Here is a 21,254-nt window from a genome sequence, read left to right on the forward strand (position 1 = left end):
AGTGCCCACCTGTTTCTCATGCAAGCGGGCTGAATCTTATACACTCACCATTACTTAATGGTTTTATCCGCTACTTCCTTTTGTGCCAGTTCGATAAAGGCATCAACAGACATTGAACCTAAATCTTCACCTTTACGGGAACGAACGGCGATGTGCCCTGCTTCGACTTCTTTGTCACCACAGACCAACATATAAGGAACGCGCTTTAAAGTGTGCTCGCGGATTTTAAAGCCAATCTTCTCATTTCTCAAGTCAGACTTTACTCTAAATCCAGCATTCTGCAGTTTTTGTACAGTTTTTTGCACATATTCTGCCTGATTGTCGGTAATATTCATCACTACCAGCTGCTGAGGAGCTAACCAGAGTGGGAAGAATCCGGCAAATTCTTCAGTAAGAATACCGATGAAACGTTCAAGAGAGCCTAAAACCGCACGGTGAATCATTACCGGAACACGACGCTCACCGTCTTCAGCAACATAGGTTGAACCTAAGCGGCCTGGCATGGAGAAGTCGAGCTGCACGGTACCACACTGCCATGCACGATCCAGACAGTCATACAAGGTAAATTCAATTTTAGGGCCGTAGAAAGCACCTTCACCCGGCAACCAGCTGAATTCAATGCCTTTACTGTCCAGCGCTTCCGCCAGAGCCTTTTCTGCTTTATCCCAGATTTCATCACTACCTACACGCTTTTCAGGGCGGGTAGACAGCTTAACTTCGATTTTTTCGAAGCCGAACGCTTTATAAGCGTCGAAAATCATGTCGATACACAGACCCACTTCACTGAGAATTTGTTCTTCAGTACAAAAGATGTGGGCATCGTCCTGAGTAAAGCCGCGAACACGCATGAGACCATGTAACGCACCAGAAGGTTCATTCCGGTGACAACAACCGAACTCTGCCATACGCAGCGGCAGATCACGGTAGGATTTCAGACCCTGATTAAAGATTTGTACGTGACCCGGGCAGTTCATCGGCTTAATGGCATATTCACGCTTTTCAGATTCCGTAGTGAACATGTTTTCAGCGTACTTGTCCCAGTGACCGGATTTTTCCCAAAGCACGCGGTCCATCATCAGCGGGCCTTTTACTTCGTCGTAGGAATAGCTACGCAGCATCTTGCGCACGAACTGCTCAAGTTCAGTGTAAATAGACCAGCCGTCATTGTGCCAGAACACCATGCCCGGGGCTTCTTCCTGCCAGTGGAACAGGTCAAGGGTTTTACCGATTTTACGATGATCACGCTTTTCCGCTTCTTCCAGACGCTGCAGGTACGCCTTCAGTTGCTTTTTGTCAGCCCATGCTGTGCCGTAAATACGCTGCAGCATTTTATTGTCACTGTTACCGCGCCAGTACGCACCGGCCACTTTCATCAGTTTAAAATGCTGACAGAACTTCATGTTAGGCACATGCGGACCACGACACATATCAATGTATTCTTCGTGGTGATACAAACCCGGGAAAGAATCCTTTGGAATGTTCTCATCGAGAATTTCTATTTTGTACGTTTCGCCGCGAGCTTCGAAGGTATCCCGCGCTTCCTGCCAGCTCACATTTTTCTTAACTACGTCGTAGTTAGTTTTCGCCAGCTCCAGCATGCGCTTTTCGAGCTTCTGTAAGTCTTCTTGCGTGAGGCTGTGCTCCATATCGACATCATAGTAAAAACCGTTGTCGATAGTAGGACCGATAGCCATTTTGGCATCTGGCCATAGTTGTTTGATCGCATGACCAATTAAGTGAGCACAGCTGTGACGGATGATCTCAAGACCGTCTTCATCTTTTGCAGTGATGATCTGTAACGCAGCGTCTGATTCAATAAGGTCACAGGCGTCTACACGCTCGCCGTTAACACGACCGGCAATGGTGGCTTTCGCCAGGCCCGGGCCGATATCGGCGGCCACGTCCATTACAGAAACGGCAGAATCGAAAGCGCGCTGGCTTCCATCGGGAAGAGTAATTACAGGCATGAAAGTTCCTTTACAGTGGTGACGCCTACTCTGCGCCACTTGCATTAAAAATGGGTGTACAGCTAAGGTCGACAGACCATTAAAAGACTGCAATGATAAAACACAGATGCCTACCCGCATCTGATAAAGAGACCGAATTATAACGGCTTAACCGTGAGGTGCAATGGCCCATTTCGGTAAATCATCAAGCGGGGTTTTAAAACTGTTGTTCAGAATTAGCAATCGCGGTGATGTTTGCCATAATTTGCGGAGGTAATGAAGAGCGAATGAATATGTGGCATTTCATTTGTGAACACATCAGTGATGTAACACAAACATTTTTCAGCATTGCAAAGCGCAATGCGGTTAGTGGCGGAGATACCCATTCTGCGTTTGTGATTAACGACCAGTCGCATCGGTATTTCGTGAAGATTAATCCGCTGGTTAACGGTCAACGACTGCGCTATGAAATGGATGGTCTGCAGGCACTGTCTGCATCTGGTACCATGCACATTCCTCAGCTTATTTGCTACGGGCTTGCCGATGAGGGCGCAAAGCAATTTGAATACATGGTGTTAGAACATCTACGCTTTCAAAATCCGCAACCGGAAGCCTGGTACGAACTGGGCGCCCAGCTAGCGACGCTGCACCAAACAACGACAACTAAGCAGAGCGGCTGGCATGAAAATAACTTCATAGGTCAAACTGCACAACGTAATACATTCAGCATTGACTGGGCCCGCTTTTTCGCTGAGCACCGTATTGGCAATATGCTGGAACATTGTGCCCGACGGGACTTGCGTGTTGCCAACATCGATGTGCTGGTCACTCAGGTCCATCGTTTGTTGCAGTCGCACAAACCTCAGGCTTCGTTGTTACACGGTGATTTATGGCAAGGCAATGTTGGCTTCTGCCGGTATGGCCCAACAATATTTGATCCAGCAATTTACTACGGCGATCGCGAGACCGACATCGCCATGACAGAGTTATTCGGAGCCTTCCCCAGTCAGTTTTATCAGGGTTATAATAATGTATGGCCGTTGGCCGCAGAATATGAACCGCGAAAGCACATTTATAACCTGTACCATTTACTGAACCATGCGCTAATGTTCGGCGGTCACTATATTGATTCGTGTAAGTCACAAATAGCCCAAATAAGGAACGTTCACTAAACGATGTTAAGTACTTTGCGTCGCGTGCTGATGCGCGGACTCGTTGCTATTACAATTCTCTCTGCACTCAGTGCCTGTAGCTTGGAGTCCGGTATAACCAGCGATTTACATGACTACGCTGAACGATTATCAAGGGTTGTGGGTACTGACCTCATTTATCATTCCCCTGTAGCTACACTAAATTATCCTGCTGAGAACCAACTTGTCTGGCCCCTGCAAACCTTCGAAATTTCGCTTACTGAATTCTATTCGTTGCAATCTTGCCAAATTGGCAGTTTGGTGGCTGAGCGGAACACGACGCTTGGCAAGCAACAGGATCAGGCTGCGGCTTATGCTTATGAAGTGTCGCTTGTTAGCACCCTCAACGACTGTATTCGTTCTCTTGATGATGAACACAGTCAACTCGCGGAAAAATTACAAGATTGGCAACGTGTAAAGCGCCAGCAATTACCAAAAGTATGGGCGAATATGATGCAGTCCGTCCGGGAAAACAGACTCGCATTGTCTAAAAGCACTGAATTGCTGTCAGTGGAAAGAGAAGATGATGACAGTGCCGGGGTCACCGCCCTCGCCTATCTTGTGGGTTTGTCGGCAGCCACTGACGTAAGACTGGATGAGCTTAACCGGCAATTAAAAATTCTCGATGCCTCGCGCTTTCCTGCAAAGCTATGGCGAACGCAGAACCTGCTTGCGGCCAGGTTGAATGATTTAACCACCGCACTCAAAGTGACGCTACCAGATGTATCTTGTGAAAACGGACGGGCGTCCGAACAGGCTGAGATCCTGCGTAATGTGTTCTACCTCTTTTTCATAGAAAAAATTCAACCGGTAGGCAGCCGTCTCAACCACTTCCACTACCAGCTTACGCCAGTGCTTGAACAGCTACAGGCATCACCGTCTATTCAGCCCGCATTCAAACAATATATCGAAGCCCGGAACAGCGAATTTCGCGCCTATCAGGCAGCCATGAGTGAACACGTGAAGCTGTGGCAGACCTTTCTGGGTAGATGTCATTTATCGCCACAGAAGCCTGGTTAAATTGCACATAAACCAGCATCTGAACAGCATTTCTGATAACAGCTATTCATGATATTTACGAATTACCGCGACTCTTCCGTCTTCCAGTTCTAATACTTCCATCATTTTCTGAGAGTACTCAACAGGCTGATTATTTTCAGGATGAACACCTTTAGCATAGTTATGATATCTGATTGCGATTGCAGACTGATTAAAGGTGAATACATCTAACAGTTCTGCTTTGTAATCTGTATGTGCTCCCAGATAGAAGGTCATACCTTTTCGCATATCTGCTTTCCCTGAAGGTAAACGGGAGTCATCAGTTTGCCAGGGAAGATGTGAGTGACCAACATCGTCAGTCAGCAGCGCCAGATATTCTTCAAGTTCCTTTTCTGTGGCATCCGGGCTTTGCGTGGCAATCATTTTTTCAAAATACAAATTCGCAAATGCGTTGAGATCTGTTTTGGATTCCTCTGCAAATAAAAAGCTGGAAAACAGCATGGAAAGTGAAAGTAGCAGTATGTTTCTCATAAAAATCCTTTTCAAATGCCAGAACACACTTGATGTGACTGTAGTAAACTGTGAACGGTTTATTTTTCTGCAAAAATATCGGTAAGTCCCTTTCTGATTATGTACATACAGCACCTTACACTCAAACAAATAGTGTGAATGATTCTACATTTTTAATTGACACAAGTTTGTTCGTTATATAGAACGTTCCATATAACGAACAAACGTCTAAGTTGATGGATAAACCTGATTTCGCTGTGCTGGGCCAGAACCTCCAGTTACTGCGCAAAAACCGTAAGCTGTCTTTGTCTCAACTCGCCAGCAATGCCGGTATCGCAAAATCTAACTTGTCGCGTATTGAGCAAGGTGAAGGGAATCCGACCATTGAAACAATCTGGCGACTTGCTTTACAGCTGGATGTGCCCTTCGGGGATCTTGTCGCCAGGGCTGATAGCGCATGGGGAGAAAACGGGGTTCAGGTTCGGCTTATTGACCAGGGCAATGATAATCCCAGAGTCGATGTGTACTGGATGTCGTTAGCTCCGCATAGTCTGAAAGAATCTGAACCACATTTCGACGGCAGTGTGGAAGCGGTCACTGTAATTAGCGGTTTAATACAAGCTGGCAATACCGACAATCCACAGCACCTGCGCGCAGGGAATTACTGCAGCTTTGACGCAGCTAAACCACACTTTTATCAGACCACGGATAGCGCTGCCAATATGATTGTCACTATTACATACCCTTCAGGACATTCGGATAACAAGGGAAACGTACGCCCATGACGACAGCCACTTCGCAGGATATTTTGTCGCCATGAAAACAGGGAGTGAAAGATGCCCTGCCGCTGTTCGGTGGCTATATTCCGGTAGCCATCTCATTCGGATTAATATCGGTTCAATCCGGTTTCGGCGTGTTGGAAACAATATTAATTTCATTATTTATATACGCCGGCGCATCCCAATTTCTGTTTGTTGCTATGGTGGCGTCAGGCGCGCCAATGTCCCTGGTGGTCATTATGACCTTGTTTATAAATGCCCGTCATATTGTTTATGCCCCGAATATAGCTCCCTATTTAGGTAAAGATAAGCGTTGGCTATTTCTGATGCATGGCCTGACTGATCAGCTCTTTGCGTTGTCGTTATCCCGGTTGCCACAAATAGCAAAAGCTGATCGGATTGCATGGTATACATGCACTGCAATGCTCGCCTGGTTTAGCTGGGTAGCCGGCACGGCAATTGGTGCTATTGCAGGTGATGAAATTACCCAGCGCTGGCCAGTCATTAATGATGTTCTGCCTTTTGCACTACCCGCACTGTTTCTGGTACTGGTAGCGCCGCGTTGTAATAACCGGTTATGGACACTAACACTTGGCGCCTCAGCGGTTTTAGCCTTGTCTCTCAGACTTCTGGGGTATCCAAACCTGGCTATTCCTGTTGCCGCCCTGTCCGGCGCAGTCGTTTTTTATGCACTTCAATCAGGTAAAGCGCGAGGTAAAACGGTATGAATCAGGACTTGTGGGTAGCGCTTTTCATCATCGCTGCAGGCACCTACCTTCTTCGCGTGATACCGCTTATCTGGATGCAGCGGAAACTAATACAGCATGAAAAGAAAGGCAGCGTAAAACCGCCGCCCGACTGGCTCACCGTGCTCGGACCAACCATGATTTCTGCGATGTTTGGCGCATCGCTCGTCCCCGCTCATCCCACATTCGCAGCCTGGATAGCTACAGCCCTTGGCATGCTGGCAACCCTGGCAGTGTGGTTCCGAACCCGATCAATGGGTCTGCCCACGCTGACAGGTGTATTTGTGTTTGGCGTGATAATCGTTCTGTTTGGCTGAAGCGTGATGGTAAGCAATGCTGAAGATCGAACCCGTGATGATGAAAATATTGAATCGGGTGAGAATGGTCAAATTACCAGCAAATCTGGTAGTTTGATCATTTTTGACTGGTTTGTGATTCCTTCTAAGAAATTAGGCTGTTCGATAGAGTACTAAAATAAGTAACCGTAAACTGTGCGCCCAGTTCCTGCTTAAGCTCATTATGAAGCTTTTTACCCTTAGTTTCGAACATGACAATGGCTTCCAGAGAGGAAAAACCTGAAGAAACTGGGTCATCATGATTTAGCGTTTTGTCATACTCATCACCCCAAGCATCAATTCTCTCGGCTAAATCTTCAGAAATAGGAAGTGACGAAGGAGCTATATTATCTACCCCATCATCGAACTCTTCCCACACTGGGTAACACTCATAATCCGCCATTAATTTAATTTTTCTCATAATTACCTACCTAGCTGGGTTAGCACCAACAATAAAACCGTTTCTTGATGTTGTTACAGCAATTCGATGGGTTTGCCCCCCAAAGCCAACTTCATATATTGGCCTACCAGTTCCTTTCCCTTGATAACCGACAACCCTCCCCCGAGTGACGGCTGCCATTACAGCTTGGGGAATTTGGGCTTGGCTTATGCCTCGATTGGCAAAATCAACCTCGTGTCGTTGAATTATGTGCTGCAATCCTGCATCTGCTTTTCCAGTCTCAAGGAATATTATTTTCCCGTCAGCATTTTTACCTATTAGCACAATATTAGCCGGGGTGTGTTTGATTCCTTGTTGATCAAGCTGTCTAATTAAGGAAGTGGATGTGCTGGTGCGTATTACAGGAACCATGGCAGTTCCTACGGCAGCAATTTTCCTAAAGTCATTAGCGACCTCTTGGGCAATCTCATTATCTACATCTACCCATTGGTCCATCCTGCCTAGCGAACCTGAATCTTGATGAAGAAATTGCTCAGTCCAGTCAGCAATGCCGTTGACCATATCTGGAATCAAATTACCGACCGCTGCTGCGGCTCCATTACCAATGGTTGAGGCTGTATCGGAGTATAATTGACTAAGTTGGTCGCTACTCAATCCTCCACTGGCGCCAGAATTTTTTCCAACATCGCCTTTGTCAGAATTACTGCTGCCTTTAGCGTTGTTCTCTTGTCCGCTTACTACAAGTAGTGCACCTGTCTCTCTATCAGTACACGACCTACGCGACCCCAACATACCATTACAGTTATCGTATCTTTTGCGTGTGGGTTCAGTCGTTTCTTTTGCGATCGCATCTTCACTGGTAAACCCTGTAGGATCAGTACCCGCGAGAGGATTATTCATAATATAACTGTAAGGATTTACTGATTGACTATCAGTCGGACTTTGAATGAATGGATCAACACTCATAAACCGCCCAAGGTTATAATCGTACACCCGCCCGTTCATATGAATTAATGCGGTGTAGAAAAAACTAAACTTTTTAAAGAACAAAACAATTAGGCTGAAATTACCGCTTATTCTTTGGTGTTGATTTAACGATCACGCCATCAGGAGTCGGCACTGGAAACGGGTATTTTTGAACATCTGCGCTTGGGTTCTTTTTAATTGCACTAAGCTTTTCGTCTGAAACCAATTCAATTAAACCCTGTGTATCACCTTGAAAGCCATGAATAAAAGGTTTTATCAGGTCAAATCCTCGTGAGTCGTGGGACTGATAATAACGGTAGATCCAGTAGGCAACCATATCAGATAATTGAATAAGTCGAGATGCTTTTGAATCCAAAAACAACGGCACTTCTGCAAAGTTTCTAAGTTTGCCACGTTCATGCCCGTCATGTTTGAAGGTATACGAAAGTAGCTGAACATTCTGCTCAACAATGGATTTATCAAATATTACGATACCGCGCTGAGGGTTTTTGCCTTTAGATTTTCGGTAGCAAGCCGCAAGATAATCATCAAAGCACGTTGCTAGCTTTTCAAAAGCTAAGGGGATAATGTCTGAGGGGGAATAAAGCGATTTTTGAAGCACACACGCAAACACTTTGAGTCGAGATTGTGTATTGGCGAGCAGTTGAAGAGAATCGACGACAGCTTGAACTCTGTCTTCAGCATTAAAACGTTCCCAGCCGTCTCTGCCTGTCCGAATCGGTCCCGCATGTAATTCTATTTCATTTGGGGCATTTGGTGAAAACCGAGCAGCTATTTCAGTAAGCTTTCCATCTACCCAATGGGTTTGGCGCTCAAAAATACATACACCTGCAAGTACAAAAGTGTCTGAGTTTGGATCATCAATTGAGCCTGACTCATCAGCATAGAGCAGATACACGACTTCCTCCTTAAACGAAAACAGGCCGCTTCCTTGCGGCCTGTATATATTCGGTAAGCTGAGTGAGGCAATCGCTCAACGCTCTGCAATATTGGTCAGCGCTCTCAGCTCAATATTCATAATAATTCAGCGTCACATAGCGTGTCAATGGGGACTCGAACCAGTCTCACATCAGTCGGTTAACCCCCGACAATAGTGCCTTGATTGCGGCGGTAATAATGTTGCTGTCGCTGGCGCAACCAAAGGTAGATTCAGCACCTTGTAGTTTTACCTCGATGTAGCACACCGCTTTTACGCCCGCGCCTTCACCAATGGCGTGTTCATGATAGTCTGCCACTTCTACTTTCTTATTCAGGAACGTACTTAACGCATTGGCCGCCGCTTCAACCGGCCCGTTACCGGTGCCTTCAATAGAATACACTTCGTTATTTAGCGCAAACTGTATATTCACCAGTTGTTCTGAATTCCCTACCGACGAGATTTTGCTGCTGGAATAGGCAAAAGGAATGGTAGCATCGAAGTATTCCTGTTCAAAAACTTCTTTCATACGCGCTGCTGACATTTCCTTACCGGTACTGTCGTTTTCTCGCTGCACAGCACGGCTAAATTCAATTTGCAGTTTTCTGGGCAACTGTAAATTCGCTTCCTGTTCCAATAAGAAGGCCACGCCACCTTTACCAGACTGGCTGTTTACGCGAACTACCGCTTCAAATCCACGCCCCACATCAGCCGGATCGATAGGTAAATAAGGTACACGCCAACGACCGTCTTTGCTTTGTACCGCCATGCCTTTTTTAATAGCGTCCTGGTGCGAGCCGGAGAACGCGGTGTATACCAGTTCCCCTGCATAAGGATGTCGGGGGTGAACCGGTAATTGATTGCACTCTTCCACTAACTTGCGAACCTGATCGATATCGGAAAAATCCAGTTGCGGTGATACGCCCTGGGAATACATGTTCATCGCCAGGGTAACAATATCCACATTACCCGTACGCTCACCATTGCCGAACAAACACCCTTCAATGCGATCAGCCCCCGCCATTAGCGCCAATTCAGCCGCAGCCACGGCGGTACCGCGGTCATTATGCGGATGCACACTTAATACAATGCATTCCCTTTGGTTCAGGTTGCGATGCATCCACTCAATCTGGTCGGCATAGGTATTCGGCGTATTCATTTCTACCGTTGCCGGTAAATTGATGATGATCTTGTTGTCTGTGGTTGGCTGCCAAATATCCACCACTTCGTCTACAACCTCTTTCACAAAGTCAATTTCGGTGCTGGAAAACACTTCCGGCGAGTACTGATAGGTCCAGTTCACTTCTGGTGCATTGGCTGTGAGTTCTTTCACCCAGCGGGAGCCAGTTAATGCAATGTTTTTCACGCCAGCTTTATCGGTGTTGTAAACAATCTCCCGGAAATCCGGCGCTAGCGGATTATACATGTGCAAAATCGCATTCTTCGAACCACGCAGGCTTTCCACTGTGCGCTCAATCAACTCATAACGAGCCTGAGTCAACACTTCAATAGTGACATCGTCAGGAATATGGTTGCCTTCAATGAGCAGCCGCACAAATTGAAAGTCGATATCTGATGCGGATGGAAAGCCAACTTCAATTTGTTTAAAACCGATATCAACCAGCTTTTTAAAGAATCGAAGTTTGGTCTCGATAGACATGGGGTCGATAAGCGCCTGATTGCCATCGCGAAGATCGGTACTCATCCAGACTGGTGCTTGAGTAATTGCATTGTTTGGCCACTGGCGGTCAGGTAACGATACGCCAATGAATCGCTGATATTTTGTTTGAGGATGAGTAAGCATGTAACGAAGGCTCCGGGAAAATAACGGTTCACCTAGTGTACGACATTTCGATTAGCAGAGAATTGCAAACTCTTGCCAACTTTACCCCACTAAGGCAATAATGTAGCGCGATACATAAAAATTACAAACTTTTATGCCTCACGGAGAAAAAATCGTGGAATTAGACAAGATTGACAGACAGATCCTTGAAACGCTACAAAAGCGCGGCAGGATCTCAAATCAGGAGTTGGCTGAAGCCGTCAACCTTTCACCTTCCCCCTGTTTAAGACGGGTAAAACAATTAGAAGACAGTGGCTATATTGATGGATACATCGCCTTGGTCAACGCGCGGAAAATGGGTCTCACACTGCTGTCGTTCATTCAGATTGTCATGGACAAGCACACGCCAGAGCGGTTCAAAAAATTTGATAACGCCATTGCCGCTTTTCCCGAAGTTTTGGAAAGCCATTTAATTACGGGGCAATCAGCAGATTATTTACTAAAGGTTATTGTAAAAGACATGGATGATTTTCAGCAGTTTTTGCTGAACAAGCTCACCCGCGTTGAAGGGGTAAGCGGTGTTCACTCATCATTCGTATTAAAATCGCCCCGAAAGAGTACAGCGATACCGGTTTAGCATGATTTACCTGAACTTATTTCGGCATAGATAAATCTAGTTCGGGTTTAATTTGTTGAACAACAAAGACGCCTTTGTTCGGTATGTATTCAAAATCTGGCACCGGGAGTTCGTCAGCCGCTTTGGTTACATACACCATCCAATATTCAACATGGGGCGTGTTGGGGTCGGAATAAAATCCCACTCCCATGTATTGTTGTTCACGATAGAAGTCGAGTTCACCCAGTAAATGCTGTCGATGGGGCTTGGAGTCTTTAAAAGAGCGCCATACTGATTCTGACGTTGAGTACCCGCCCGCAATGGCTTCTACTTGATTGCCCATGATCACACTGTAATACCGTGGTAAGGGAAAACCAATTTCGCGCAAGCGGCTGTTGGGGCTGCCACCAAGGTTGTGCATCACCGCGCCGAATTCGGCCATAACCCTGGCTTTGTCTTCTGCTGCTTGAGCAAGCAAAGGATGGCACTTAATGTCGGTACGCTGCTGTCCTGAGTCCTGCTGAATGAGTCGGGCGAGAGCAATGGCTTTAGCACTAAAGCCACATGCGGTGACATTCTTTTCAGCAGGTTGCTCGCTCGCACCTACGGTGAAGACGTTTATTGAAAAGATGAGCGTAAATAATGTAGCAATTCGCAATGCATTTCCTTATGTCACAGTCAAAAATGGAGTTAAGGCCGTACAATATCCCTATGCTCTACCCTATCGCTTCAAATAAATCCGTCAAGTAAGGTGATAAGAACAAACCGTATGATGAGGTTCTGCCTTACATCGGTCCAAGGCTTTATCTTCGCATATCAAGGCGGTGAAATAACCAGATACGACCCTAATCCAACAGTGAAAATAAAGCTGCCCCAGATAGCGTGTTCCACCACCACGACGGGCGTTGAGCGGGTTTGCATGTAGCGGTAGCCAAACAACGCGCCGCCAATCCACGACAGCACCATAGCCACCCAATTGCCGTACACCAGATGAACAAGCCCGAACACAAAGGTACTCAGGCCCCAGCGTGCCGTTTTCGAGGGCAAAATTTGTTTATAACGATGGAAAAAGAAGGTGCGGAAAATTATTTCCTGGGGGATCACCGATACAATGGGATAAATCAGCAGGGTAAGCATCCATAATTCTGGTTCCTGCATTGGCCACTGCAAAAATAACTCCGGCTTGATCAGATATACCACCGCAGCAAGCAGACAGGCCCAGGGAATAAACATTTTCAGCGTGGTGCGAAGGTGGGCGAAGAAATCCTGCCAGTGCCAAAGACGAAAACGTTTAAACTGCTTATCAGCCAAAAGCACGGCTAAACAGGCAATACCTACCATGCCAAGTAACGGCATAAGATAATCAGCCACTTGATTTACCCAATAAGCAATTGCGACAGGTAAAGCAAAAAACAGCAATACCATTTCAATCCACAGTCGCATCCAACAGCCCTCTAACATAGCAATATGACAATTCAGTGACAGTATAATGGGAAATACGACATTGTGCTTAAAAAATCACCTTTATCTCACGTAATTTAATGTCTGTAGCCTCGTTGTTAATTGCCGGAGAACGGCTAAGCCAATGCGCCTGAAGCAAAAAATGGGCAAGTACATCACCGGGATTAAATGCCACTAATGGTTGGCTACTCGGCAAATTTGTTTTACCTTTGGCGCAGAACCTTTTTCTACAAGTGTGATTAATGGCCTCGCAAACCGATCTCCTGGGTTTAATTGAACAGCAGTACCCTTCTCTTTCACCTTCCGCACAGCAAATTGCAACGTTTATTCAGCAACATCCTATTGCGTTGGTGAGCAAAAGCACCGCCGAGATCGCACGTTTATCTGGTACGTCGAAGGCAACAGTCAGCCGGTTTTTTCGCCAGTTAGGTTTCGACTCTCACCAGCAAGTAAAAGATGCCATGCTGTCAATGCGGGAAAAAGGCTTGCCGCTGCCTACGGGAGAAGGAGAATCTGACCACTTTCAGCAAGAGATGCGTAACCTTGCGCTTACTTTCGAGGGGCTGAAACCTGAAACAATAGAACAAGTGGTGTCGCTACTGGCAGATTCACAGCGTATTACTTTGATTGGTTACCGCAACGCGTATCCTATTGCGCTGCATTTTCGTCAACAGTTAAAACAGGTTCGCAGTACAGTTAGACTGTTGCCCCAACCAGGCCAATCGCTAGGCGAAGATCTCATTGATATTCCGGCTAACGAAGTTGTTGTGTTACTTGGTTTTCGTCGCCGTACCCGTATATTTAAACGTATTGTAGACGCCTTAAGTGACCACACCACCATTCTCATTACCGACCCAACGGGACAAGTTTATAGCAATAAAGTTGATCACCTTTTGGTTTGTCATCCAGGTCAAATTAGTGCATTTGATAGTTATGCTGCACCAATGAGTCTAATTTCCTTCCTCGCCAATAAAGTGTTCGAGCGTTTGGGCGACCAAGCCCTTCGGCGAGCAACCCAGATTGCCGCCATGTACGACCAACTTGATGAATTGGAACCTTAATCCCTTCCCTGCAGTCATATTAATCAATCTTTTTTTGTATAATCTCGTAAAAAAAAGACCACACTTATTGATTACTTTTTGACCTTTGTGACAATATTAGGGCAATGGACTACGAATCTATCGATGTTGAACAGGTTTCAACCTCACTTTGATTCCTCCCTGAACACAATGGATGTGATACACAGGAGTTTTATGCAAACATCAATTATCCCTCTGGAAGAAGCGTCGAGCGTTCTGGCTTTTTGGTTTGAAGAGTTAGATCCCGGGCAGTGGTTTCGTGCCGATGAGGGATTAGATAATCTTATCCGCTCACGATTTGGAAAAGTGCATGCGGCTGCGGCGCATTGCGAACTGTGGCCTTGGCGTGCAACGCCTTCAGGTAGACTGGCCGAAATTATCGTCCTCGACCAATTTTCTCGCAACATGTATCGCGGCTCAGCTAAAGCATTTGAATGCGATAAAATGGCACTGGCGTTGTCTCAGGAGGCGCTGAGGGTTGAGGCAGACAAAGCACTTACCGTAAAACAGAAAACTTTTCTGTTTATGCCCTTCATGCATTCTGAATCGTTAGCGATTCATGATATGGCAATGGAATTATTCAATATTGATGGTCTTGAACTGCAGTTTGAATACGAACAAGAGCACCGGGAGTTATTGTTGCAGTTTGGTCGCTATCCACAACGGAATGAGGCGCTGGGTCGGTCGTCAACCCGGGAAGAAAAAGCCTTTCTGAATAACAACTATATTGAGGCGTAGGTCAGATTAAACAAAAAACGGAGCATCGAGCTCCGTTTTTAATTAATAGCGATTAGCGGGTGTAAGGTTCTACGGGTAGGCCTGCTTGTTTCCAAGCGTCAAAGCCGCCTTCGATATGCACAACGTCGTCAAAACCCATATTTTGCAATGTGCCAGTGGCTAGCGTAGAGCGCCAACCGGATTGACAATAAAGCACGAATTTCTTGCCACCGCCGAAAACGGGTTTGAAATACGGACTTTCAGGATCGACCCAGAACTCGAGCATCCCCCGGGGCGCGTGAATAGCGCCTGGGATTTGACCTTCCCGTTCAAGCTCGCGCACGTCTCTGATATCCACCAGCACTACATCGGCTCGGTACACCGTTTCGTTCGCTTCACTCGCACTCATTGTTTCTATTTGTGCTTCTGCTTCCCGTAAAAGCGTTTTAAAGCCTTTTTTCAGTGTCATCTTTATTACTCCAAAGTTAAAAACTGTTGTCTTACCCACAAAAGATGAGCGCTTTATCTGGAAGAAAAGTGGCAGACTCATAAGTGAACCATACTGCAGTGCAGCATTATTTTACAAATTCATAACATATATAGTGGCTATCATCCTGAACGATGGGAAAAAATTGTTGCCAATGACAACCGTTTCCCTTGACAGAATCATGAAACGATTGTTTCATAGAGCTCTATCCCATGGTTTCTCTCACAGGCAAATTCACGTCATGCAAACGACGAATAATCCGTTTATGGCTTTTCAACAAAAGCTACAGGCGCCCTCGCTGGATGCGCCGATAAACAGTGCCGTGCCGCTTGGCAGTTATCGCTTGGCGGTAAAAGATCTGTTTCACATTGCGGGTATTCCCACGGCTGCGGGCAACCCTGATTGGTTAGCGTCTCATGATATCTCATCAGAAACTGCGTCAGTGGTAACGACGCTATTGGAAAATGGCGCGCGCTATGTAGGAAAAACTATTACTGATGAGCTGGCATATAGTTTAAACGGGCAAAATAAACACTATGGCATGCCTCTTAACCCTGTTACGCCTGACCGTATACCCGGTGGTTCAAGTTCTGGCTCGGCTGTGGCAGTCTCTATGCAATTGGCGGATATCGGATTGGGTACCGATACCGGTGGCTCAATTCGTGTGCCAGCCAGTTATCAGGGTTTATTCGGTCTGCGCCCGACTCACGGGACTATCGCTATGGACAACATGGTAGCGCTGGCACCCAGCTTCGATACCGTTGGCGTACTCACTAAAGATTTAACGACACTGTCTCACACCATGGAAGTGTTACTTCCCGCACAAACTGACTCTGTCACACTGCCTGTCGTAAAAGTCGATAACTTAATTGCAATGGCAGCCCACGGTGAGCTTATTCAGACATGGTGGTCGCAAAACCAGTCACAGCATTCTGATCTTTTATCTGGGACCTGCTCTCCCGCATTCGGTAACTGGCCTACCGGCGACATGTTCAGAATTTTACAGGGCAGCGAAATTTGGCAGCAGCACGGCAACTGGCTGAGCACGACAAAACCGAATATTGCAGATGATATTCAACTGCGTCTTAACAGCTGCGAAGCGTTGACTGACGACGAAATCGCCACCGCACAGGAACAACGTACGGCGTTCACCGAATGGTTCAAAAACCTGGTTGAAAATCAAATTCTGCTGATCCCTACTACCCCCGGGCTGGCACCATTGATAGACGCCAAGGCAGAAGAACTGGCAGACTATCGCAGCAAGCTGCTTGCTTTGACCTCGTTGGCAGGACTCAGCGGTTGCCCGCAATTACACATTCCAGCACTCACACTTGACGGTGCGCCTTGCGGCTTTTCGCTGCTAGGGCCAAGGGGCAGCGATAAGACCCTGATCCGTCTGGCAAAGACCCTATATGGAAATAATGATAATGAACAATAAACCAGTTATTGGCTTTACTGCGCCCCACTACGCTGCCGCGCAGGTAGGTAATAATATTCTCGAGAAGGGCGGTACAGCAATTGAAGCAATGGTCGCGGCTGCGGCCTCTATTGCGGTGGAGTATCCGCATATGAATGGCTTAGGCGGTGACGGCTTCTGGCTGATCAGCGAACCAGGTAAAAAACCTGTTGGTATTAATGCTGCTGGTGTTGCTGCAAAAGGCGCAACACCAGAATTTTACCAAGGTGAGGATGCCATTCCCAACCGAGGCGGCAAAGCAGCACTGACCATGGCGGGGGCAGTCGCAGGCTGGCAAAAGGCACTGGAAATCAGTGCAGGCTGGCAAAGCCCATTGCCACTGGCCACCTTACTCGATACGGCGATTAATCAGGCAACCTGGGGTATCGAAGTCACCCAGAGTATGTCAGACGCAAGCTTTAAAACCTTTGACGATTTGGGACACGATCCAGCCTTTGGCCAGTTTCTAATCAAAGAAAAGCCATTAAAGAAAGGCAAAATTGTAAAATTGCCTCTCCTCGCGGCAACGCTGAAGCAGCTCGCAGAGCGCGGCCTGGATGATTTCTATCAGGGTGATGTTGCTGAACGCCTTGCTGCCGACCTGGCCGCCGCGGGCTCGCCGATCACATTGGCAGACTTTCAGCAATATGAGGCGAAAATCGTTGAGCCATTGTCTGTCACTACTTCAAAAGGCACCTTGTACAACCTGCCTGCGCCCACTCAGGGTATTGCCTCTTTGCTGACCCTCGCACTTTATGATCAAGTGTGGCGCTTGGGCACTGACGATGCCGACATGGTGCACTTACTTGTCGAGTGTACTAAGCAGGCATTCATTAAACGCAACCAGTATGTTACCGATCCGGCTCGCCTGGATATCGATTTACAAACCCTACTGAGCCCGGCATCACTTGCTGCGATGAGAGCGAATATCGATATCGATAACGCATTGCCATGGCCACATGTGGCGAAACCAGGCGATACCATCTGGATGGGCGCCTGCGACAGCGAAGGCAGAATGGTGAGCTACATTCAGTCGCTTTACTGGGAGTTTGGTAGTGGCGTGGTAAGCCCTTCTACAGGGATTGTCTGGAACAATCGCGGTACCTCATTTTCGTTAGACGAAAACAGTAACCAGTATCTTCAGCCGGGCATGACCCCGTTTCATACCCTTAATCCCGCATTTGCAGAGCTGAATGACGGACGCAGGATCAGTTACGGCACCATGGGCGGTGAAGGACAACCGCAAACCCAGGCCGCTGTGTTTGCCCGCCATGTGTATCACGACAAACCGTTAGACCGTTCCATTGCACTTGGTCGTTGGTTGTTGGGTCGTACCTGGGGAGATGTGAGTCATAACTTGAAAGTTGAACGTGACGTAAATGATTACGTCGGCGAAGCGCTACTATCAAAAGGGCACGACATGGTGGTGGTCGATGCTTGCAACGAACTGATGGGACACGCCGGTGCGGTTGTGCGTCATGCTGATGGTTCAACGGAAGCCGCTACCGACCCGCGAAGCGACGGCAAGGCTTTTGCTGTTGCCATGCCATCCGACGAAGAGGAATAAAACTTGGAATTTATCAGTGAAAATCTGAATATCATTCTGGCCATGATGGGAACCGGCGTTTTTGCCGGGCTGCTGGCTGGCCTGCTCGGTGTTGGCGGCGGCATTGTTATCGTGCCGGTGCTGTTCTTTCTATTCCAGGCGCTGGGGATCAGTGCCGACACTGCCATGGTGGTCGCCACCGCCACATCACTCGCGACCATTGTGCCCACGTCTGTCAGTTCAATCATGGCGCACAAGAAAAAAGGCAACGTAGACGGCGAGCTATTGAAGTTCTGGGCCGTGTTTATCCTCATCGGCGTATTGGCCGGTAGCACGGTGGTAACTCGCATCGATGGTCAGTGGCTCACCTTATTGTTCGGTACCATCGCCACGTTGTCTGCGCTAAATATGCTCATCGGCAAGAAAACCGCTATCCGCGATGGTTTACCGGGTAAAACAGGTCAGGGAATCATGGCCACCTGTATCGGTTTTTTCAGCAGTATGGTTGGCATTGGCGGCGGTACCCTTACCGTGCCCACTCTGACATTTTGCAATTATCCCGCTCACCGTGCAGTAGGCACTGCCGCAGCCGTTGGGCTTATCATCTCTTTGCCTGCCGCCCTGACCATGTTAATCGTTGGTGAGCGACCGGCAGATGCCCCGTTTGCCACCTACGGATTAGTCAACCTACTTGGCTTTGCCTGCATCGTACCGTTAACGGTTTTGTTTGCCCCCGTGGGCGCCGCCATTGCTAACAAGCTCAATGCCGCCGTACTCAAAAAAGTCTTTGCAGTGGTTCTTATCATCACAGGTGTGCGCATGCTTGCCCAATCTTTACTCTAGGAATATCAATGAAACCCCTATCTCTCCCCCCGCGTTTGCTCATGGGTCCCGGCCCTATCAACTGCTATCCCCGTGTATTGCAGGCTATGTCGACGCAACTTGTGGGTCAGTACGACCCGGTAATGACGGGCTATATGAATGAAGTCATGGCGCTGTACCGCCAGGTGTTCAACACCAACAATAAGCAAACTTTACTGGTTGATGGCACGTCTCGCGCCGGTATTGAAGCGGTGTTGGTGTCGTGTATTGAGCCAGGCGATAAAGTACTGGTACCGGTTTTTGGGCGTTTCGGTCATCTTTTGTCTGAAATTGCAGAACGTGCTGGTGCAGAAGTACACACCATCGAAACCGCCTGGGGTGAAGTATTCACGCCGGAGCAAATCGAAGCCGCTATTCGTGAGATCCGTCCAAAAGTGTTGGCCGTGGTTCAGGGCGACACCTCTACCACCATGTTGCAACCACTTGAGCATTTAGGTGAAATCTGTCAGCGCTACGATGTACTTTTTTACAGTGACGCCACAGCCTCTATTGGTGGAAATCCGTTTGAAACCGATAAATGGGGGTTAGATGCAGTATCGGTAGGTTTGCAGAAATGCCTTGGCGGCCCCAGTGGCAGCGCCCCCGTCACGTTAAGTGAAAAATACGTCGAGTGCGTGCGCAAGCGTCATCATGTTGAAGCTGGCATACGGGATGCGCATCACCAATCAGCCTCGGGTATCCGTATTCGTTCAAACTATTTTGACTTGCCGATGATCATGGATTATTGGGGCGAAGAACGTTTGAATCACCACACGGAAGCTGCATCGATGCTGTTTTGCGCCCGTGAATGTGCAGTAAACCTGCTTGAAGAAGGCCAGGGAGCCGTGCTGAACCGCCACAAAACCGCGGGCGACGCGATGCTAGCAGGGATTCAAGCTATGTCGCTGCAGCCATTTGGCGATCTGTCTAACAAAATGACCAACGTGGTCGGCGTGAACATTCCTGAAGAAGTTGACGGTGAAGCAATTCGCAGCACCCTACTGAATACCTTCAACATTGAAATAGGCACCAGTTTCGGTCCGCTTAAAGGCAAAATCTGGCGGATCGGCACCATGGGCTACAACGCGCGGGAAGATGCGGTGTATCACACCTTGCAGTCTCTCGAAACGGTACTTCGCCGCAGCGGTATGTCACTGCCGCTAGGTGAAGCGGTTGATGCTGCTATGGCGGTTTATGCGGGCCGCGCTGAATGATTGATTTTAAGAACCTCGCCGGACTGGTGATGGCCCGATTAGAAGAATTGGGACAAATTAGTCAATCCCCCGCTTATCTTGACCGCCGTTATCTTTCCGAACAGCACCGACAAGCTAACCGACTGGTGGCGAACTGGATGAACGACGCAGGTATGACGACCTGGCAAGACGCCGCCGGTAACCTTTGGGGGCGTTATGAATGTGATAATCCCGACGCGCCCCGGTTTATTCTTGGCAGCCACTTAGATACGGTGCCAAACGGCGGCAAATATGATGGTATGTTAGGGGTTATTGCGCCTATCACGTTGATTCAGATATTACAGGGTTTGCGAAAAAAATTGCCTTTCCATCTCGATATCGTGGGTTTCGGCGATGAAGAAGGCACGCGATTTGGGTCAACCCTTTTAGGGAGTCGCGCACTCACCGGGCAGTGGCCAGAAAGCTGGGCGAAGCTTAAAGACGAAAACGGCATCAGTTTACCTGAAGCCATGAGCCAGTTTGGGTTGAACTTCGACGACATTCACCGTGCCGACATCACTTCATCCCGTGTTCTTGGCTACCTGGAATTGCATATTGAACAAGGCCCTGTTCTTGAAGATGCAAACTTGCCAGTGGGTATTGTGACGGCCATTGCTGGCGCGCGCCGTTTCAACATTGATATCAAAGGTATGGCTGGTCATGCCGGTACCGTGCCGATGACCATGCGACAGGACGCACTGGCAGCCAGCAGTGAAATGATATTGTGTGTGGAAAAACTGGCGGCTATGCACAAGGTGGTCGCCACCGTAGGCAAAATTGAAAATCGCCCAAATGGAGTGAATGTCATTTCCGGGAATACCCGCTTTACGCTGGATATCCGCAGTGAAAACGATCAGCAACGTGATGCGGTGCTCGATCAAATTTTGCAGCAGTGCCAAACCATCGCTGCCCGTCGTAATGTAAAAATGACGATTGAACAAACCCATAGCGCTGAAGCAGTGCATTGCGACTCGCGGTTGCAGGCTATTTTGCATACAGCGATTTCTGAGTGTGGCATCCCGCCGTTCTCGCTGCCTTCAGGGGCCGGGCACGACGCTATGGCAATGGCGGTTATTTGTCCGGTAGCGATGATGTTTCTGCGCTGCGATAAAGGCATTAGCCATCACCCGGCTGAAGCTATTATCAAAGACGATGTCGCTGTGGCACTGGCCGCACTACATGCAACCATAAATCACTTGGCAAATTAA

At 47.8% G+C, this 21,254-nt stretch carries 22 protein-coding genes; 13 read left to right on the forward strand and 9 right to left on the reverse strand.

Annotated elements, in window-relative coordinates:
• Window positions 1–50: 50 nt before the first annotated feature.
• Window positions 51–1,967 (reverse strand): threonine--tRNA ligase, encoded by a 1,917-nt coding sequence (thrS, locus tag ACXAGX_RS15290; RefSeq protein WP_474839359.1) that lies wholly within the window; start codon window positions 1,965–1,967, stop codon window positions 51–53.
• A gap of 266 nt (window positions 1,968–2,233) precedes the next feature.
• Between thrS and ACXAGX_RS15295 the strand changes: the two genes are divergently transcribed.
• Both ACXAGX_RS15295 and ACXAGX_RS15300 read left to right on the forward strand, forming a co-directional pair.
• Window positions 2,234–3,118, forward strand: coding sequence for a fructosamine kinase family protein (locus ACXAGX_RS15295; RefSeq protein WP_474839361.1), 885 nt, complete (start codon window positions 2,234–2,236; stop codon window positions 3,116–3,118).
• A 3-nt stretch (window positions 3,119–3,121) separates the two neighbouring features.
• Complete coding sequence (locus ACXAGX_RS15300; RefSeq protein ID WP_474839363.1) at window positions 3,122–4,156, forward strand: DUF3080 family protein; 1,035 nt, start codon at window positions 3,122–3,124, stop codon at window positions 4,154–4,156.
• A 42-nt stretch (window positions 4,157–4,198) separates the two neighbouring features.
• On the opposite strand, the gene ACXAGX_RS15305 is transcribed toward ACXAGX_RS15300, so the two are convergent.
• Window positions 4,199–4,666, reverse strand: a complete 468-nt coding sequence (locus ACXAGX_RS15305; protein WP_474818317.1) for a nuclear transport factor 2 family protein — start codon at window positions 4,664–4,666, stop codon at window positions 4,199–4,201.
• Window positions 4,667–4,881: 215 nt separating this feature from the next.
• On the opposite strand from ACXAGX_RS15305, the gene ACXAGX_RS15310 reads away from it, so the two are divergent.
• Genes ACXAGX_RS15310 through ACXAGX_RS15320 form a run of 3 tightly spaced genes read left to right on the forward strand, consistent with a single transcriptional unit; the run spans window position 4,882 to window position 6,487 of the window.
• Complete coding sequence (locus ACXAGX_RS15310; protein ID WP_474839365.1) at window positions 4,882–5,430, forward strand: helix-turn-helix domain-containing protein; 549 nt, start codon at window positions 4,882–4,884, stop codon at window positions 5,428–5,430.
• 44 nt (window positions 5,431–5,474) lie between these two features.
• Window positions 5,475–6,152 (forward strand): AzlC family ABC transporter permease, encoded by a 678-nt coding sequence (locus tag ACXAGX_RS15315; protein WP_474839367.1) that lies wholly within the window; start codon window positions 5,475–5,477, stop codon window positions 6,150–6,152.
• Window positions 6,149–6,487, forward strand: a complete 339-nt coding sequence (locus ACXAGX_RS15320) for an AzlD domain-containing protein (protein ID WP_474839369.1) — start codon at window positions 6,149–6,151, stop codon at window positions 6,485–6,487. Before ACXAGX_RS15315 ends, ACXAGX_RS15320 begins: the two co-directional genes overlap by 4 nt.
• A gap of 124 nt (window positions 6,488–6,611) precedes the next feature.
• On the opposite strand, the gene ACXAGX_RS15325 is transcribed toward ACXAGX_RS15320, so the two are convergent.
• From ACXAGX_RS15325 to leuA, 4 genes are all read right to left on the reverse strand, one after another.
• Window positions 6,612–6,926: a hypothetical protein gene (locus ACXAGX_RS15325; RefSeq protein ID WP_474839371.1), complete on the reverse strand. Its 315-nt coding sequence runs from the start codon at window positions 6,924–6,926 to the stop codon at window positions 6,612–6,614.
• A 6-nt stretch (window positions 6,927–6,932) separates the two neighbouring features.
• The gene (locus ACXAGX_RS15330; RefSeq protein WP_474839373.1) at window positions 6,933–7,955 is read right to left on the reverse strand and encodes an RHS repeat-associated core domain-containing protein; all 1,023 of its coding nucleotides are present in this window, start codon (window positions 7,953–7,955) and stop codon (window positions 6,933–6,935) included.
• 16 nt (window positions 7,956–7,971) lie between these two features.
• On the reverse strand, window positions 7,972–8,790 hold the full coding sequence (locus ACXAGX_RS15335) for a DUF3800 domain-containing protein (RefSeq protein WP_474839375.1): 819 nt from the start codon (window positions 8,788–8,790) through the stop codon (window positions 7,972–7,974).
• 166 nt (window positions 8,791–8,956) lie between these two features.
• Entirely contained in the window at window positions 8,957–10,612 is a 1,656-nt protein-coding gene (gene leuA / locus ACXAGX_RS15340) for a 2-isopropylmalate synthase (protein WP_474839377.1), read from the reverse strand.
• A 154-nt stretch (window positions 10,613–10,766) separates the two neighbouring features.
• On the opposite strand from leuA, the gene ACXAGX_RS15345 reads away from it, so the two are divergent.
• Window positions 10,767–11,228 (forward strand): Lrp/AsnC family transcriptional regulator, encoded by a 462-nt coding sequence (locus ACXAGX_RS15345; protein ID WP_474839378.1) that lies wholly within the window; start codon window positions 10,767–10,769, stop codon window positions 11,226–11,228.
• Between the two features lie 16 nt (window positions 11,229–11,244).
• Here the strand turns inward: ACXAGX_RS15345 and ACXAGX_RS15350 are convergent, their stop codons facing one another.
• Both ACXAGX_RS15350 and ACXAGX_RS15355 read right to left on the reverse strand, forming a co-directional pair.
• On the reverse strand, window positions 11,245–11,865 hold the full coding sequence (locus ACXAGX_RS15350; protein WP_474839379.1) for a CAP domain-containing protein: 621 nt from the start codon (window positions 11,863–11,865) through the stop codon (window positions 11,245–11,247).
• 158 nt (window positions 11,866–12,023) lie between these two features.
• Window positions 12,024–12,650 (reverse strand): CPBP family intramembrane glutamic endopeptidase, encoded by a 627-nt coding sequence (locus ACXAGX_RS15355; protein WP_474818304.1) that lies wholly within the window; start codon window positions 12,648–12,650, stop codon window positions 12,024–12,026.
• A 260-nt stretch (window positions 12,651–12,910) separates the two neighbouring features.
• On the opposite strand from ACXAGX_RS15355, the gene ACXAGX_RS15360 reads away from it, so the two are divergent.
• Entirely contained in the window at window positions 12,911–13,729 is an 819-nt protein-coding gene (locus tag ACXAGX_RS15360; protein WP_474839381.1) for a MurR/RpiR family transcriptional regulator, read from the forward strand.
• Window positions 13,730–13,921: 192 nt separating this feature from the next.
• Window positions 13,922–14,485, forward strand: a complete 564-nt coding sequence (locus tag ACXAGX_RS15365) for a DUF924 family protein (RefSeq protein ID WP_474839383.1) — start codon at window positions 13,922–13,924, stop codon at window positions 14,483–14,485.
• 52 nt (window positions 14,486–14,537) lie between these two features.
• Here ACXAGX_RS15365 and ACXAGX_RS15370 read toward each other — a convergent pair whose 3' ends face one another.
• Window positions 14,538–14,933 (reverse strand): rhodanese-like domain-containing protein, encoded by a 396-nt coding sequence (locus ACXAGX_RS15370; protein WP_474818301.1) that lies wholly within the window; start codon window positions 14,931–14,933, stop codon window positions 14,538–14,540.
• Window positions 14,934–15,132: 199 nt separating this feature from the next.
• Between ACXAGX_RS15370 and ACXAGX_RS15375 the strand changes: the two genes are divergently transcribed.
• The 5 genes from ACXAGX_RS15375 to ACXAGX_RS15395 are packed head-to-tail and all read left to right on the forward strand — an operon-like array spanning window position 15,133 to window position 21,254.
• Complete coding sequence (locus ACXAGX_RS15375; protein WP_474839385.1) at window positions 15,133–16,389, forward strand: amidase; 1,257 nt, start codon at window positions 15,133–15,135, stop codon at window positions 16,387–16,389.
• Window positions 16,379–17,974, forward strand: a complete 1,596-nt coding sequence (locus ACXAGX_RS15380) for a gamma-glutamyltransferase family protein (RefSeq protein ID WP_474839387.1) — start codon at window positions 16,379–16,381, stop codon at window positions 17,972–17,974. Before ACXAGX_RS15375 ends, ACXAGX_RS15380 begins: the two co-directional genes overlap by 11 nt.
• Window positions 17,975–18,016: 42 nt before the next feature.
• Entirely contained in the window at window positions 18,017–18,796 is a 780-nt protein-coding gene (locus ACXAGX_RS15385) for a sulfite exporter TauE/SafE family protein (protein WP_474818419.1), read from the forward strand.
• 8 nt (window positions 18,797–18,804) lie between these two features.
• Window positions 18,805–20,028, forward strand: a complete 1,224-nt coding sequence (locus tag ACXAGX_RS15390; RefSeq protein ID WP_474839389.1) for a pyridoxal-phosphate-dependent aminotransferase family protein — start codon at window positions 18,805–18,807, stop codon at window positions 20,026–20,028.
• Window positions 20,025–21,254 carry an allantoate amidohydrolase gene (locus tag ACXAGX_RS15395; RefSeq protein WP_474839391.1) on the forward strand — a complete coding sequence of 410 codons (1,230 nt, stop codon included), beginning with the start codon at window positions 20,025–20,027 and terminating at the stop codon, window positions 21,252–21,254. The genes ACXAGX_RS15390 and ACXAGX_RS15395 overlap by 4 nt, the downstream gene beginning before the upstream one ends.

The organism is Alteromonas sp. ABV4_515 (assembly GCF_056160345.1).